The organism is Bradyrhizobium sp. 1200_D9_N1_1, assembly GCF_052075915.1.
GTDB classification, from domain to species: Bacteria; Pseudomonadota; Alphaproteobacteria; order Rhizobiales; family Xanthobacteraceae; genus Bradyrhizobium; species Bradyrhizobium diazoefficiens.
This window is the reverse complement of the sequence record NZ_CP197226.1, coordinates 8244375-8259643: the sequence shown is the minus strand read 5'-3', so window position 1 is coordinate 8259643 and position 15269 is coordinate 8244375. Positions and strand designations below refer to the sequence as shown.

14 protein-coding genes and 2 pseudogenes are annotated in these 15269 nt (G+C 60.6%); 12 read left to right on the top strand and 4 right to left on the bottom strand.

All coding sequences use genetic code 11. From position 1 onward, the window contains the following. Window positions 1-64: 64 nt before the first annotated feature. The 6 genes and pseudogenes from AB5K84_RS39030 to AB5K84_RS39005 all read left to right on the top strand — a co-directional run. A pseudogene (locus AB5K84_RS39030) lies at window positions 65-243 on the top strand (IS21 family transposase); the annotation flags it as partial. Between the two features lie 63 nt (window positions 244-306). After that, window positions 307-1284 carry an IS110 family transposase gene (locus AB5K84_RS39025; RefSeq protein ID WP_441232745.1) on the top strand — a complete coding sequence of 326 codons (978 nt, stop codon included), beginning with the start codon at window positions 307-309 and terminating at the stop codon, window positions 1282-1284. Window positions 1285-1431: 147 nt separating this feature from the next. Beyond that, on the top strand, window positions 1432-2778 hold the full coding sequence (locus AB5K84_RS39020; RefSeq protein ID WP_011084757.1) for an IS5-like element ISBj5_B family transposase: 1347 nt from the start codon (window positions 1432-1434) through the stop codon (window positions 2776-2778). Between the two features lie 439 nt (window positions 2779-3217). After that, window positions 3218-3418 carry a hypothetical protein gene (locus tag AB5K84_RS39015; protein WP_035668701.1) on the top strand — a complete coding sequence of 67 codons (201 nt, stop codon included), beginning with the start codon at window positions 3218-3220 and terminating at the stop codon, window positions 3416-3418. 53 nt (window positions 3419-3471) lie between these two features. Further along, window positions 3472-3846, top strand: coding sequence for a hypothetical protein (locus tag AB5K84_RS39010; RefSeq protein ID WP_183117476.1), 375 nt, complete (start codon window positions 3472-3474; stop codon window positions 3844-3846). A 91-nt stretch (window positions 3847-3937) separates the two neighbouring features. Then, entirely contained in the window at window positions 3938-5005 is a 1068-nt protein-coding gene (locus tag AB5K84_RS39005) for a hypothetical protein (RefSeq protein ID WP_236842180.1), read from the top strand. On the opposite strand, the gene AB5K84_RS39000 is transcribed toward AB5K84_RS39005, so the two are convergent. Together AB5K84_RS39000 and AB5K84_RS38995 are read right to left on the bottom strand one after the other, a co-directional pair. After that, on the bottom strand, window positions 5002-5709 hold the full coding sequence (locus AB5K84_RS39000; RefSeq protein ID WP_244442029.1) for a hypothetical protein: 708 nt from the start codon (window positions 5707-5709) through the stop codon (window positions 5002-5004). The genes AB5K84_RS39005 and AB5K84_RS39000 overlap by 4 nt on opposite strands. Before the next feature lie 38 nt (window positions 5710-5747). Continuing rightward, a complete protein-coding gene (locus tag AB5K84_RS38995) occupies window positions 5748-6194 on the bottom strand; it encodes a hypothetical protein (RefSeq protein WP_018648886.1) in 447 nt (148 codons plus the stop codon). Window positions 6195-6297: 103 nt separating this feature from the next. On the opposite strand from AB5K84_RS38995, the pseudogene AB5K84_RS38990 reads away from it, so the two are divergent. The 6 genes and pseudogenes from AB5K84_RS38990 to AB5K84_RS38965 all read left to right on the top strand — a co-directional run. Beyond that, window positions 6298-6905: pseudogene (locus AB5K84_RS38990) on the top strand (IS5-like element ISBj2 family transposase); the annotation flags it as partial. Window positions 6906-7331: 426 nt separating this feature from the next. Beyond that, complete coding sequence (locus AB5K84_RS38985; protein WP_441232744.1) at window positions 7332-8159, top strand: Wadjet anti-phage system protein JetA family protein; 828 nt, start codon at window positions 7332-7334, stop codon at window positions 8157-8159. Beyond that, window positions 8083-8748: a Wadjet anti-phage system protein JetA family protein gene (locus AB5K84_RS38980; RefSeq protein WP_038968076.1), complete on the top strand. Its 666-nt coding sequence runs from the start codon at window positions 8083-8085 to the stop codon at window positions 8746-8748. The genes AB5K84_RS38985 and AB5K84_RS38980 overlap by 77 nt, the downstream gene beginning before the upstream one ends. After that, window positions 8738-9379 carry a DUF4194 domain-containing protein gene (locus tag AB5K84_RS38975; RefSeq protein WP_011084479.1) on the top strand — a complete coding sequence of 214 codons (642 nt, stop codon included), beginning with the start codon at window positions 8738-8740 and terminating at the stop codon, window positions 9377-9379. Before AB5K84_RS38980 ends, AB5K84_RS38975 begins: the two co-directional genes overlap by 11 nt. Further along, a complete protein-coding gene (locus AB5K84_RS38970; RefSeq protein ID WP_011084480.1) occupies window positions 9376-12876 on the top strand; it encodes an SbcC/MukB-like Walker B domain-containing protein in 3501 nt (1166 codons plus the stop codon). Before AB5K84_RS38975 ends, AB5K84_RS38970 begins: the two co-directional genes overlap by 4 nt. Further along, the gene (locus tag AB5K84_RS38965; protein WP_011084481.1) at window positions 12873-14078 is read left to right on the top strand and encodes a Wadjet anti-phage system protein JetD domain-containing protein; all 1206 of its coding nucleotides are present in this window, start codon (window positions 12873-12875) and stop codon (window positions 14076-14078) included. Before AB5K84_RS38970 ends, AB5K84_RS38965 begins: the two co-directional genes overlap by 4 nt. On the opposite strand, the gene AB5K84_RS38960 is transcribed toward AB5K84_RS38965, so the two are convergent. Further along, complete coding sequence (locus tag AB5K84_RS38960) at window positions 14065-14940, bottom strand: ImmA/IrrE family metallo-endopeptidase (RefSeq protein ID WP_011084482.1); 876 nt, start codon at window positions 14938-14940, stop codon at window positions 14065-14067. The genes AB5K84_RS38965 and AB5K84_RS38960 overlap by 14 nt on opposite strands. 2 nt (window positions 14941-14942) lie before the next feature. After that, the gene (locus AB5K84_RS38955) at window positions 14943-15269 is read right to left on the bottom strand and encodes a helix-turn-helix domain-containing protein (protein ID WP_011084483.1); all 327 of its coding nucleotides are present in this window, start codon (window positions 15267-15269) and stop codon (window positions 14943-14945) included.

Genomic DNA, 15269 nt, shown 5'->3' with positions numbered 1-15269 from the left:
AGGTGAGCTGCGCTATGCCAATGAGCCACGCTGACTGACGGCCTTGGCTTGCCGCTCACATCCCGACCGCCACGATCCCGGCCTCAACCGAACCTATGCCGAGATGGCAAGCCATTACGGCACGGCCATCTCGCAGCCCGGCCGCGGCGCCCAAAAGATAAGGCAAAGGTCGAAGTTGCGGTGCAAGTCGCGCAGCGATGGATTTTGGCGCGGCTGCGCAACCAACGCTTCTTTTCGTTGGCGTGACCTGCCACTGAGCATTTCCTCCAGAAGGATTCAGAGTCCGCCCCGAAGAAGGACGGACAGATGAAGCGAGCAAGGTTCACGGAAGAGCAGATTATCGCAGTGTCGAAGGCGCATGAGGCCGGGGCGAAGACGGCCGACCTAGCTCGCAAGCACGGGGTCTCCGAAGCGACGATCTACAATTGGAAGGCCAGCTCGCAATGGTTGGCACGCAAGATCGCCGCGATGGGGCATACCGTCCGCATTATTCCGGCTCAATTCGTCAAGCCTTATGTAAAGTCCAACAAAAGTGACATCATCGATGCCGCAGCGATCGCGGAAGCAGTGACGCGACCAACAATGCGCTTCGTCGAAATACGGTCGCCCGAACACATTGACCTGCAAGCGCTGCATCGTGTTCGCGATAGGATGATTTCGCAACGGACGTGCCTCATAAATCAGATGCGCGCTTTTTGCCTTGAATATGGGATCGCTATTCACCAGGGCGCCGGCAAGTTCAAGGCAGATCTGCCGAGGGTTTTGGCAGATGAATCGAATGATCTAACGTCGGCCATGCGTCGCATTCTTGCATCTACATTCGACGAGCTGCGGCAGCTGGAGCTGCGGATTGCTGAAGTCAACCGCGAGATTGAGGCGATTGCCTCTCAAAGCGATACTGCACGTCGATTAATGACTATCCCGGGCATTGGGCCACTCGCGGCGACAGCGCTTTTGGCAGCAGCTGGATCTGCCCCACAGTTCAAAAAGGCCCGCGATATGGCAGCTTGGCTGGGTCTTGTTCCTAGAGAATACTCTACGGGAGGCAAAACGAAGCTCCTGGGGATAAGCAAGCGCGGCAACCGATATCTGCGCCGGATGATCATCCACGGCGCCCGCTCCTGCGTGACACATCTTGATCGCTCGCGATATCACCTTGGCGCCTGGCTTGATGGACTTCAGGCACGCATGCACACTAACAAGGTCACCGTCGCCTTGGCGGCAAAGATTGCGCGGATCGCATGGGTAGTGATGACTAAGCCGTCGTCCGTGAAGAAGGACTAAGCCACTGATCGGGAATCTCGATTTGGGCTAAGGGGCATTTCCAGATTGCAAGGTTTTGATGCTTTGGGCGTCAGAACCTTGCGATTTGGTTTTCGTGGATTCCCTCGAAGCGGGAAGCATGATTCCTTGTCTGCATCGGAGGGAACGATGCGGCCGAAGAAGCACAAGACGACGGGATCGAACGATCTGTTCCGGGCTCGGCTCGACCAGATCATCAATATGAAGCACGAGCTGGTTCTGCTCGCCGGCAAGGTCGATTGGGACTGGATCGACGGCGAGATCGCGCCGCTCTACAGCGAGAACGGCAGGCCCGGGATCGAGACGCGCTTCATGATCGGTCTGCTGTTGCTCAAGCACATTTACGGGCTGTCCGATGAGGAGGTGTGCGAGCGCTGGGTCCATGACCCATACTTCCAGTTCTTCACCGGGGAAGAGTTCTTTCAGCACACGTTCCCGCACGAGCGCTCGGACCTGAGCCATTGGCGCAAGCGGCTTGGCGACAAGCTGGAGTTGCTGCTGGCCGAGAGCTTGCGGGTAGCGCACGAGGCCGGTGCATTACGCAGCCAGGACCTCAAGCGGGTTACGGTCGACACCACGGTGCAGCCGAAGGCCATCACCTTTCCGACCGATGCCAAGCTGCTGCATGCGGCCATCAAGGGGCTCAACCGCCTGGCGATCAGGCACGGCGTCAGGCTGCGGCAATCCTATGCTCGCATCGCCAAGGCCGCCGCGATGATGGCCGGCCGCTACGCCCATGCCAAACAGTTCAGGCGGCATCAGCGGCAGTTGCGTATCCTGCGTAGCCGGCTGGGCCGGATCATCCGCGACATCCGCCGCAAGATCGAAGGCCAGCCAGCACTGGAGCAGGCGTTCGCCCTCCCGCTCGGCCGGGCCACGCAGATCCGCTCGCAGCAGCAGCGCCAGCGCGGCTGGAAGCTCTATTCCTTCCATGCCCCGGAAGTGGAGTGCATCGGCAAGGGCAAGGCCAGCGCGCCTTACGAGTTCGGCGTGAAGGCCTCCATCGTCACCAACAACCGCCGGGCTCCCGGTGGCCTGTTCGTGCTGCACGCCAGCGCACTGCCCGACAACCCCTACGACGGTCACACCTTGCGGGACGTCATTGACCGCACCGAGACACTCACCGGCTGTCCGATCGAGCGGGCCTATGTCGACAAGGGATACCGCGGCCACGACGCACAAAATCCCCGTCGCGTCTTCATCTCCGGCCAGAAGCGCGGCGTTTTCGGTGTCATCAAGCGCGAGCTGCGCCGCCGCTCCGCCATCGAGCCCATCATCGGACACCTGAAGGCGGAAGGCCACCTCGGGCGCTGCTACCTCAAAGGCCGCGCCGGCGATGCCGCCAACGTCGTCCTCTCAGCCGTCGGACACAACTTCCGCCGCATCCTCGCCTGGCTGAGATATCTCTTGTGCCTGTTCCTGGCCCAGCTATGGCGCACGCTCGCCCGGCCAGCCTCGATCAATCCGGCTTCTTAACGGACGACTAAGCCCGGCGCAAGCTACGAACGGCGGGATCCGGCCTTTAGCTGATCCCGTTTGTTCCAGACTGCGACCCTACCGTACGGTCTGGGAGTAAAAGGGGTGCAAAAAAGGATTTCAATATCAACTAGATGTACAATCGAATCGGTCTTGAAGCGGAAGTCGGGTCATCGAGTCGTTCTTAAAGTCGCAATCGAGTCGTTCTCAAAACGCGAGCTCCAGGAATATCAACGGGATAGCCGAGTCGTTTTCAAAGTGGCCTCACACAAATATGTGCGAACACTTTGAAAACGACTCGATTTCGTTTTCGAATCGACTCGATCTCAGAACTCCCTGATCAGCCTGCCGAATGGGGTCCGAAAAAGTGAGGGGGTCTAATCAGCTTCGTCGCGTCTGCAACGCCTGCACCTCCCATCCAATCGCCATCGAGGACGACATGAAGCAGCCAGCATCGACGTTCGTGTTCCATGAACAGGAAGTCGCCGGCGTCGCGTTTCGCGCCATGGTCGAGACCGGACGCGTGGTGCTGCAGATGCAGAACTCGAGCGGTCGCGAGTCCAGTGTTGACCTCATCGCGAGGCATTCGCCCTGCCGTGTCTCTGCTACGCCGAAGATGGCTGGCAGCGTCGCGGCATGATTTCAGGCCCGCGGGGCTGGGCCGTTTGTCACGACACCGCGCGCGAGCCACGTATGTTTCTAGGATACCTTCACTCCGACGACGTGCGCCTTCTGAACCACGAATTCGGCCTCCATCGAAGGAACTTCCTTGGTCATCAACTTCAGTTCAAGGATTCGATAGCTGGCCGGGCGCTGAAGCAGATCATGCTGCATGATCCGGTTCGCGCGGCCCTTTTCCGCAAGGCCGACGCGTCGCTGGATAACTGGGCCGAGCAAGTCGCTTCCGAAAAGCCGGCGTGCCCCACACGACTGGCGATCCAAAGACGCGAGCTTACTCGACTCGGGAAGCGTCCGAGGGAGGGTGTTTCCTCCCTTCGGCCATCACCTTATCCGTTGACCGTCGGCTACTTTTCTGACTCAATCAAGCCGTTTATGGACCGGTCTTAACAACCTCGGGGGCGGCATGGATTCGATCCTTCGCGTTCTGATGCCCTTCTTCGGGCCGAAGAACTATTCTGAGATGCTCTAGAAGAACGCTTTGGCGGATTTCTGGCTGACCTTAGCCTGCTCGTTCCTGGTGAGGTACGATCCTTGGATTAACGGTCTTTTCTTGCGAGTTGAGCATCTGCCCGGCGTCAAGGAATTCGCCACGGCTATTAAAGCTCCTGAGGTGAACGTGGGCGGCTTCGCGCTTGCTTTGCTGGTGCTCATCTTCAGCAGGGTCACCCGATTCCATGATCGGATTTCGGACATATTTAAGATCAGGGCGAGGTTCGACCGCGCTAACATCCTTCTCCCTCTGGCTGTCATGTCGGGTGCGCAGATGTCGGCCCGTCAGGTGGCAAATCTCAAACGCGACCGCCATCCCCTCGTGAGAGCGACGTTCTACAAATACGCGTCCAGCCGAAGCGAACATCCGCTCGTCGACAAGCACGACATCGAAAGCGCATTGGAGGCTTGGCACATATTGGGTTGCCTTGGAGTGGCTCTTCATACTCACAGGCTTCGCGGTCTTATCCGCCTTCGCCAGGGCAGCTTGGTTTCTGATCATTTTTTGGACCGCCTCGATGGCCGCGCTTCTATTTATACATCTTCGGTATGGATTGCTGGAACGAAGGGCGGATCCCCAGATCCAACAGATAGCCGGGAATGCCGAGGCAAGTGCAGGCAACCGCCAAGCATTCACAGAGGCGGCCATCTGATGTGGTACAAGATCGGGAAGGATATCATCGTCCGGAGCGAAAACGCAGCCAAGCCGGAAACACAGAGTTCGGCCTATCTTAAGAAGCTGATCTCGCGTCTCGAGCCAATTCATTCCAGCTTCGACTTTGGCTGCGGCAAACTGCGTTACGAACGGGCAATAGCCAAAACCACCGGCGAACTTGCGTTGGTGGATTCGGAAGTGCAGCTTTCAAGGGGTCAAATGATCCGCGGTCGTTCGACCACCATCCGCGATTACGTCGGCAAATCAAATCACGTCCACGCCCTCACCGTGGGTCAGTTTGCCTCCCATGACCGGAGATACGACCGCGGCTTCTGCATAAACGTTCTTTCTGTGATCCCATCGGCAAGCGTGAGACTTGGCATCGTTCAAAAGCTAAGCTAAAGCCAAACGGCACTTGCTTGTTTGTGACGCTCTATCGCAATTCTGATTTTACAAGGATGCAGAATCTCCCGAATTGTCAACCATACGGCAACGGCTTCCTCATGGACTCGCTTAGGGGCCATTCCTTCTACGGCCTCATCCCGCCGGACGATCTCGCCGGATTGGTTAAGCGTGCAGGCTTCTCGGTCGAGTCGATCGTGCTGGATGAAGGCTCCGCATACCTGTGGGCCCGAACTCCGGACGGGCGACCTGGACCGATCAATTTCGAAATCCGTGAAACTGCGGAGAACTTTCAGATTCGATCTCAGCCAAGCGTGAGCAACCGCAGCTCGGCAAGGTAGACCAGGCCGGCAGAGACGGCGCTTGGATCCTGAGCAGCAGCCGCGGGGGCTCAAGTCACATCGACGACCTGTCCCGCTTAGGTTCGTCTGCTTCCGATAGTCGGCGATCTGCTGTCTGTAGTGGCCGATGCTCGGCGCATCCGGAGCCACGTCGCTCTTCCAATCGACGACCGCGTCGATGGCGCCGGCCTCGTCGAACGCGATCGCGTCAACCTGTCCGGAGAGCAGGACCTTGCCGCCTTCGTGAGTCTGGCTTCCGAACAACGGGAGCTCGGGGGCGAGACGCGGTCGCGGCGTCACGACGTCCGGAAGAGCGAGCGTCCGCAGCACCGTGGCGGTCAGTTCGACGGCGCTGATGCCCATCTTCGGATCCTCCGCCGGTTCGTGCCCCATCTGCCGGATCAGTTCCGCAGCCCGCGTTTCAAGCCCGCCCTGGCGTCGCAGGCTTCTCCGGTCAGCACCTCCTCGATTAGCTTGTGAAGGATGGTGCCACGCGTCGAACTTCTGAGAACGGCAGCAGGCTCCGCAGCGCCGGTTTCCGGAATTTCCCCGCTTTCGATCTTCGCTTCTGGCTCGTCCACCTGATCAAGTTCGCTCCGGCTCGGGCGACGCCAGATCACGGTCTTGCGCACATCGAAGATAGCGGTCGCCTCGGCGGCGAAGGTCTCGCGGGTCTGCCCGTTCTCTAGCGGCGTGACGTTCCTTTCCTTCGCGGTGCCGACGTCGTTCGGGTTGATCGCCGGGAGACCAGCCAGGCCCAAATCGACGAGCTTCGCCCAGCACTTGTCCGACAGGTCGGCGGAGTGCCTAGGCAGGATCAGCAGGTCGCGCGCCCGGGTCGCGGCCACGTACCAGAGGCGTACGCGCTCGCGCCGCTGCTGCTGCCGCGGTGACGGTGTTGCCCCACGGATTGGCCGAGGAGACAATCACGGATTGAGCAGTTGCGGAGGCTGTCCACGTGAATACGGCCCTTACACGACGATCTACAATCGCTTCAATCGCTGGGCCAAGCGAGGACGATGGTGCGCAATCTTCGAAGCGCTGGCCAAGCCTGGCGAAGACGGCGTCGTACTGTCGCTCGACTCGACCTCGATTAAAGCTCACCGGTGTGCCTCCGGCGGAAAAGGGGGGAGCACAATCAAGCAATCGGCCGCTCGCGCGGAGGCCGCACGACAAAAATCCATGCGCTGAGCGATCCGCTCTGCCGGCCGGTCGTCCTGCATCTGACTCCAGGCCAGGATGCCGATATCGCTGCGGCTCCCGATGTCCTGGCGCTCGCGCCACCCATGAGCGTGCTCCTCGCCGACAAAGGGTATGATGGCGACAAGCTTCGCGGCGCAATCATTCGTCGTGGCGCCAAGCCCGTAATCCCCAATAAATCTAACCGTGTCGTCATCCATCGCTTCAACAAACGCGCCTACAAAGGACGAAATGTCATCGAACGCTGCTTTTGCAGGCTCAAGGACTTCCGGCGCATCGCCACGCGATATGACAAGCTCGCCCGTAATTTTTTGGCCGCTGTTCATCTCGCCGCTCTCGTCGCATATTGGCTCAATTGAGTCTGGACCCTAGTTCTCCCGCTGCCTACGATGTGAGAAGGTCGAACGGAGAGTATGGCGCAACGGTCAGAGACGGGATCGGGAAAACCAGATTATGGACACGCGCCTCGAGCGCGCATCACTGAATTGGACCCGCTCCGCGAACTCCCATACAGGCCGGCGGCATGTAACGGCCGCTTCAGAGGCCGGACACATGTCAGCACCCGATCGCGCGCTCCAGACTCATTCGAAAAGATTCTTCTTGCATCAACGGGGGAGGTTAAACCGGTCGTGGTCGAGGAGCATGCGGCCGGCTAGGATGTCATGGACCGGGCGGCCCGGAGTCTCCTCGTGGAGGAAAACGAACAGAACGCTCTGAAAATCCTCAGTTTTTCCTTGCGGTTGCGCAGTCGCCGCGGTTCAATCCGCGAGCCGAGGGCTGCTTAGATGAAGCTGTTTGGTTATCTTCCGGAGACCCTTTTCAAGCCCTTGTCCGGGCCGAAGAAGCAGGTCTATTCGCGCCTGCTAATGCGCCTTTATGAGCGGGTCTATTCCGCGCGCATTCTCGAGACGCCGCTTAGGGAAGAGATCGTTAAGCAGATCGAGATCGGGCTCTCCGAGTTCGGCATCGGATCGATGGGCGACCTCTCGGAAGGCGATCCTGAAGAGGATCAGACCACAAGCCAAGCCCATTACCTAGCCTATTATCGATTGCGCGATACCGGTTGGCTCACGGAGGAAACCGAAAAATGGCGAACCTACGTGGACATGAACCCGGACGCGTTCATGGTCCTCGGGGCGATCTCCGACTTCGGCAACAGCCGCGTCCGCGTCGCAGGCGCGGTGGTCGACGTCAAGAACAACCTGGAGGCCGCGCACCGTGAACCGGAAACGATGGCCCAAGGCTTGGCCAATGCACACGACACGGCATTGCGGTTTGCCCGCAGCATGCGTCGCATCTTGGCCGGAATGCGCGAGATCGAGGACCGCATTTTGGGGAATCCGAACGCGGCGGCCATCCTCCGTACGTTCTTCCAGGACTTCGTCGACGGCTTCCTGATAGCCGACTACAAGCAGCTCAAGACGTCCAACAATCCGTACCGTCATCGCCGCACGATCGCGACGCTCGCCGGCGACATGCTCGCGGATGCCAATCAGCTTGGCAAAATCGCGCGCGCCTTACATCGAGCAGGGTGTCATGGGCGCAGGCTCCACGGTTGCCACGGCAGAGGAACGCGTCGTCGCCGAGCTCGAGAAGATCAAGAGCGTCTTTGAGGACGTCGGCCCCTTCATGGACAAGATCGAAGATTTCCGCGACCGTCTCGAACGCCGCATCCGCACCACCGTCCACTACATGGACGTCATGGGAGAGGGATCCGCTGAGCGGATCGTCCGGCTGATCGAGCAACTCTCGAAGATCGGGCGCGATGAAGTGGAGATCCGTCTTGGGTCGCCGGATGTGGGCCTGCCGATCACATCGCTTGCGCTGTACACGCCACCGCCTCCGAAGGCACCACCGGAGCGGACGCGCTTCAAGGTGCCGAAGCAGGATCCATATCTGCGCGCCTATGTCGAGGCCACGACCGAATTCGACCGGATGGTGCGCGTGTCCGACCAGAGGCTGCTCGAGTTCGCCCGGCGGCAGATGCAGGGCCGCGATGCCGTGTCGTCCGCGGAGATCGAGATCGAGAGCATTCCGGACCTCTTCGCCTACCGGGCGCTCCCGAACCTGGCTGCGGTCGGCCGCTCTGTGCGACTTGGCGAATTCACGATCAGGCTCGACGAGGGGCGCACCGCCAACGACTGGATCGACGTGACCGCCTTCCGGATCGAAAGAACGAGGACCACGGCCGATGCTGCGTGATCTTTCTAAACTCATCGACGACGCGGACTCCGAGGGACACGACGGCGACCAGTTGCAGAAGGAACTGCGGCAGGCGGCACAGTCGCTTTGGCGCGCGCAGTTCATCTATGAGAACGACTGGGGCATGAAGACCTCCTACGAAGTGCTCCGTCGCCACATGGGGTATTTCGAGAATCTGTTCGATGCGCTCGGGTACCGGGTCGTGGGCAGGCCGAACGACGGCTACGTCGGCCTGGTGGCGAACGAGCTGCCCCCTCGTCAGAGCATGAAGCTCGATGAGAGCCTTCTGCTTCTGGTGCTGCGGCTCCACTACGAAGAGGCGTTCACGCGGTTCGAGGCCAAGGAATTCGGCGAGGTTGAGGTCGAGAGCGAGCAGATCCTGCAGATCTACGAAGATCGCACGCATCGCGAGCGTCCGAATTTCGGAAGGGTGAAGGAAATCCTGGCCGGCTTCCGCCAGCGCGGCCTTGTCCGAATCGAGGATCGGGACGACAGGAACTTCACTCTGTTCCTGCGGCCCGCCCTGCCGATCGTGGTCTCCAAGGATACGCTAGGATCCCTCGAAGAGTTCGTGTCGCGCTCCATCCCGGCGACGGCAAAGACCGACGCCGCGAGCGAGGTGCAGGCGTGATCGAACTTCGTCGCATCATCCTGATCGATTGGTACTTGTTCCGGGCGCAGCAGGTCGATTTGCGCGGCATGACCGCCATCATCGGTCCGAACGGTGCGGGTAAATCGGCGATCATCGACGCCGTCCAGACAGTGCTCTCGGGCGCAAGTATGGCCAGCATCCGCTTCAATCCGAGCGCCCAGAGCAATGTCAGGAGCAAGCGGACTCTCCGCGACTACTGCCTCGGCGTTGTCTCGCTCGACGAGAAGGGCGAGCGTTCGGAGCCGACGCGACAGCATGCCTACACCTACATCATCCTGGTCTTCGAGGATCTGGCCGATGGCTCGGCGGTGAGCCTGGGCGTGGCTTTTTCGGCTTCGGCTTCGAGAAGCGACGAGTCCTGCGAGGCGCGCTTCATCGCCAAGGGCGCCATGGCAAAGGACGACATACTCGCGGCGGTCGGCGACGACGAGGTCGAGACACTGCAGTGGCACGCCGTACGCACCGCGTTGCGAGCGCGACATATCGAGGTCGACGATGCGTTCTCAAGCGCTACCGACTTCGTGGCGGAATCGCTCAGAGCTCTATCGCCGGCAGGGTTTCCGCTCGATCCACGGCGCTTCCAGAAGGCATTCCGGAACGCGCTGCTGCTGAAGCCGGTGGACAATCCTACGGATTTCGTCCGGAACTACGTCCTCGACGTTCAGCCTCTCCAGGTCGACAGACTTCGGCTCGGAATCGAACACTGGCGGTCATTGACCCGTCGCATCGAGGAGTTGAGGGCCCAGAGCGCCAGCCTAGCCGGAATCCTTCGCATCGTCGGCCGTGCCGTGGAAAACGAGAAGGTTATCGCAACCAATAGCTGGCAGATCGCGCGCCTGGAATGGGAGAAGTTCTGCCGGGAAGCCAGGCGGCAGGAAGAGGTCATCGCGCAGTTTCGGAGCGTGGCAGGTAAGGCAGAGGTCGAGGCGGCCGCGGCCGCGGCCCGACATGCCGCGCTCGAGGCCGAGCATAAGACCGTCGAGCTGTCGATCAGGACCAGCGACGCCGAACAGCTTGCCCAGATGTACGAGTCGGACAAGGCCGCAGCGCTGAGCCAGCGTGCCAACGCCATGGCGCCGCTCAAGGACATCGAAGGCCTTATCGCGTCGATCAAGAAGGCCGTCGAACTCAATCTGCTGGTTCGTCGTGACGATCTCCTGCATGCGCTGCTGAGCGCGGTCGTAGTCGCTCGGGGAAGGGCGCCACTTTCCGAATGGGACAAGACACTGCCGGGCGACTGGAAAGATAGCGCTTCGCATCTCGACGCGGCGCTGGGCGCCGTGGACCAGGAGAGACTTGCGGCGGTCCGGAAGTCGTTCTCGGACGCTCATTTCACGGCCCGCGTCGCGACCAAGGACCTTCAGGATCGCATCGACCAGATCGACAGCAATCTGAAACGGATGGACCAAGGGCTCAGCCCTATCGAGCGTGGCACCCGGAATCTGATAGATCAGCTTCGTTCGCATGGCATCGAGGCCGAGCCGCTGTGCGATCTGGTGGAAATCCGCGACGACAAATGGCGGATGGCGGCCGAGGCCGTCCTGGGGCGCTCCCGTGAGGCGCTGATCGTCGAGCCCAGTCGGGCCGTCCGAGCCCTGGAGATCTACCGGCAAGGCGGCGAATATTCGTTCCAACACGCCGAAGTCATCAACACGACGAAGACCGACGGTACGCGCCCCGCCGAGAAGGGGTCGTTGGCGCAGATCATCAGCACGGAAAACCGGCATGCCCGGGCTTTCCTCAATTATAGGCTGGGCCGGCTGATGATGGTAGAGACCATGGACAGGATGGTCGCCGCCGAGAACGCCATCACGCCTGACCGGATGATGCAAGGTGGCCGTACGGTTCGAAGGCTTCCCAAACCTGAACACCTCAAGCTCGGGCGTGCCACACAGGGGCAAATGCGTCAGCAGCTCGAGACCGAGCGAAAAGACCTCACGATGCAGCTCGCTGAGCGGGCGCGCGAGGTTGGCCTACTGGAAGAAGAAGCACGGCTGTTCGAGGACATGTTTGCCCGCTTCCAGAAGACGATCGAAGCTGGCCTGACCTGCTCCGAATGCGGAGCCGACTTGGCTGCTTTCGACCGCAAGCTCGCCGAGATCGGCAAAAACATCGAGGATGCCAAGCGGAATCGCGACCCCAAGCTCGTTGCCGATCTGGAGCGTCTCGCGGGTGAAGTGGTGACGGCGGGCCGTAGGAAATTGGAGACGCAGAAGGCCTTTGACGCCGCGAAGAGCGCGCGAGATAAGGCCGAGGGCGCGTACGATGACTACATGCAAAAGAATAGCACCACCGCGCGTGGAGCTCGACGGGACCGTGCACGTCAGATGCGTCAAGATTTCCCGCAATCGACGGCGATGCGTGACTACCGTCCGGAAGTCGCCAGAATGGCGACGGAAGCGATACCGAACCTCATCGACGGGCTGACCGCGGACAGAGAGACTCGCTCTACGACAAGGCGATCCAGCCTGATGCGCGAAATGACCAACGCGATGAACAAGCACGGTCAGGATTTCCATGTCGTGCCGTCGTTCACCGCTGAAGAGGCAACGCCGACGGCAGTAGAGCAGTGGGCGGCGACCGAAAAGGAGCGGCTCGATGGGGACGAGCTAGTCCAGTATGAGGAGCAGTGCCGGAACGCCGCGACCGAGATGACCTCGGCCTTCCGAGACGATCTCCTTCATCGGCTGGATGACGCCTTCATGGGCATTCGAAACACCCTGAAGGAGCTCAATCGCCATCTGGAAGATCGCCAGTTCCACGGGCGGGACTACTACTCGTTCAAAGCGCTCGATGCGCCAACTCATGTCGACATGATCGAGCTCGTCGAAGAATCCCGAAAGCCTGAATTCAACCTGCCGCTCTTCGGCGACCGGAGCGGGGACGCGAATTCCCCGATGATGCGCGCGGTCCGCCAGATCGAGGAGATACTGTCGAATCCAGAGGCGCGGACGGAGGATATCGAGGACCCGCGCAAGTATTTCAATTTCGAGCTCTACATCAAGGATGCCCAGGGTACGATCCGGTCGTCTCTGACGAGCCGCGCGGGCACTGGATCCGGAGGCGAAGGCCAGTTGCCGTTCTACATCGCCATCGGTGCCTCGTTGGCCGCCACATACCAGAACCGGCGAACCGGGGAGAGCGGACTGTCTCTCGCGATCTTCGACGAAGCATTTAATCGGCTGGATACGAAGGCGATCGGCCAGTGCTCGGACTTCATGCGGGCCCTGGGACTCCAAGTCGTGTTGGCCACACCCGACGAAAAGCGTCACGTGTTCATGGAAGTGGTCGACACCGTCGTAAACGTGAATCGGCTGGGCAACCAGGTGATGATCGACACCGAATTCTTGACCGAGAAGGCTCGCGACGCGATCGTTGCTATCGACCCCTACCGCAAGGGCTTCGACGTGTTCAAGTCCGAGCGGATCGCGGCCGAGAAGGCCGAGGCTATCCCGCGGGACCAGGCCGCTGAATGACCGACGTTCGGATGACAGATGCCGGCGTCGAACTGCTCGAACGGCTGCTGGAGCGGAGCGAGCGCAACCCTTATCGCTCGTGGTCAGCTTCTGCAGCTCCAGACTATGACCGGCTTTCGACCGCGCAGCAAATGAGCCGCTTCCATGATCAGATCACCGCGGCCGAAAGGTTCGGTTCTGTCGAGGTGAAATGGGGCAAGAGGGACCAGGGCCATCTGATCGAGCGCGTCGTCGTCCGCGACGCTGAGCTGCTCGCCAGGCATCTCGGCCGCCCGACTGCTCCGGCGACCGCGCAGCGCGTCAGGGACGAATTGCTTCCGGTCGCGGCGACCGGAGAACCGTGGGTCATCACCTTGTTGGACGACATGACGGCTAGGTGGGCCCGCAGCGAGGCGGCTTATCGCCTGACGGCCGGCCAAGTCGATGCAGCCAAGGAGTTCTTCAGCTTGCTGGCGTCCATCTCGCGAGAGGAGGCCAGAGGGCTGGACGCGCGCACCTTCTCTAAAAAGGCGACGAACGACACCAAGGCCTTCGATAGGCACGCTTCGCGGCTTGCCGCGGTTCTCGGTGTCCGGATCGGGCAGCCGGGCGCGGCTGCCGATGTTGTCTGGACGCACATCGGACTCGAGCGGTTCAGCCATCCCATTCATTTGAGGGGGCCTGTCGCCGTTGGGGAGGCTGACGGTCGCCTGGTCGATGGCCGGGCAAGGCCGTTCGCGTCCATTCATCCGGAGATGCTGCAGCAACTCTCGGTCTTGGAGCGTCCGACGACGATCCTAACGATCGAGAACTATGCGAGCTTCAATCGGCAAGTCCGGGAGATCGAGGACGGCAGCCTGATCGTGTATACCGGCGGCTTCCCGGCGGCTGGAGTCGTCGAATTTCTGGCAAAGGTTCTTACGGCAGTGGCGGCCGAGGTGCCGTTCCTTCATTGGGGCGACGTAGACGCCGGCGGCGTGCGAATTTTCAGGTACCTTGAGGAAAACCTGCCGCGTGGGCCGCGACCGCACCTGATGACTAAGGATCTGGCCGAGAAATCGGGCCAGCCGGCGGATGCGGATCCGAGCTTGGCCTCGATCGCAAGGTCCGACAGCGCGCTGCGCGAGTTGGCGGATTGGCTTGCGTTCGGATCGGATGTGCGCCACTTGGAGCAGGAGGCGCTGGATCCGGAGCGCCCATGGGCCGACGTCACCGCCTCATGAATCGTTCGTACGTGTCCTCAAGGGGCGTTCCTTCAGACCACGATTTTGGCTCCGCATCTGCCAGATGGAGCAACGTGTAGGCGGTGTCGTACTTCTCGCTCCGGAACGAATGCTCTTTGACGCGTTGATTGAACCACACTCCGGCAGCGTGATCGACGCCGCTCCGGACTTCCGGCGTGAACTGCTGCTGCGCGACGGCGGATCCGGCTGGAAGCTCCACAGGGCCCCGGCTTGTGCGGATGAAGTTGCCGCTCTTGAAGGCCGCGTCGCTAGACCACGCCCAATTGACGTACCCGTCGATGGAGTTGACAAATACCGCTCGCCTCTCCGTGTACCTGAGCCATCGCAGGACCGCGGCGACCAATGAAACTTCGTAGCGCGTCGCGCAGTTGCCGATCGCGTCGAAGTCTGGCTTGTCTCTCGGCGCGATCTGCTTGCGGAAATCGTCCAACGGCATCAACAGCCATGAGGCGAACTCGTTCGCCTCGCGCTCGACTTCGATCTTCGTTCGGCCATCCACATCGGCTTCGCTTGAATGGATGCCGTTCGGATATTTCTTCCTGTGGAGCAGGAAATGGCCGAATTCATGGGCGATAGTGAACCTTCGCCTTCCCGGCGACTGTCCCTTGCCGTAAGCGATGCCCCAGCGAGTTCTGGATTCGGCTGGGACGAGAGCGCCAGCGAATCCCTCGAGGTCTTCTTCTTCTACCTTCACGATAGGATCGCCGGGAAACATCTGGGCGGTCGTTTCCATGGCGAGCCGGCCGACGTCGAAGCGGTAACGGTTGGGCGGGTTGGCCAGGTTCAACATCTGGTTGAAGTGGTTCGCCCACCTCTGCAGTCCCCAGCCCTCGGAGTTCATGGCTATTTATCCAATGCCTTTGCCAATCGGCGGAGCTGAGCGCGGGCCTCTGGCGACATGGCTTCGTATTCCCGAAAGAATGCCTTGTCCTCGGCCGTTTCCAAATTCTCGGTGGGATCCCCGCCAAGAAGATAGTCGACGGTGACGTTCAAAGCTTTCGCCAAGCCTGCAAGTTTCTCCCCGGAGGGGCGGGGGAGGTCGCGGTTCTCCAGTTCCCAAAGGTAAGATTTGCTCAGACCTGCCTGAGGCGCGAGCTGATCTAACGTCAGTTTTGCCTTCTTCCTCAATGTCTTAATGCGATCTCTGAGCGTCTCAGCCACGCGGTGCAC

Coding starts and splice junctions, on each gene's coding strand:
- AB5K84_RS39025 (WP_441232745.1), top strand. CDS start 307: ATGAAGCGAGCAAGGTTCACGGAAGAGCAGATTATCGCAGTGTCGAAG.
- AB5K84_RS39020 (WP_011084757.1), top strand. CDS start 1,432: ATGCGGCCGAAGAAGCACAAGACGACGGGATCGAACGATCTGTTCCGG.
- AB5K84_RS39015 (WP_035668701.1), top strand. CDS start 3,218: ATGAAGCAGCCAGCATCGACGTTCGTGTTCCATGAACAGGAAGTCGCC.
- AB5K84_RS39010 (WP_183117476.1), top strand. CDS start 3,472: ATGTTTCTAGGATACCTTCACTCCGACGACGTGCGCCTTCTGAACCAC.
- AB5K84_RS39000 (WP_244442029.1), bottom strand. CDS start 5,709: ATGGGCATCAGCGCCGTCGAACTGACCGCCACGGTGCTGCGGACGCTC.
- AB5K84_RS38985 (WP_441232744.1), top strand. CDS start 7,332: ATGAAGCTGTTTGGTTATCTTCCGGAGACCCTTTTCAAGCCCTTGTCC.
- AB5K84_RS38980 (WP_038968076.1), top strand. CDS start 8,083: ATGGGCGCAGGCTCCACGGTTGCCACGGCAGAGGAACGCGTCGTCGCC.
- AB5K84_RS38975 (WP_011084479.1), top strand. CDS start 8,738: ATGCTGCGTGATCTTTCTAAACTCATCGACGACGCGGACTCCGAGGGA.
- AB5K84_RS38965 (WP_011084481.1), top strand. CDS start 12,873: ATGACCGACGTTCGGATGACAGATGCCGGCGTCGAACTGCTCGAACGG.
- AB5K84_RS38960 (WP_011084482.1), bottom strand. CDS start 14,940: ATGAACTCCGAGGGCTGGGGACTGCAGAGGTGGGCGAACCACTTCAAC.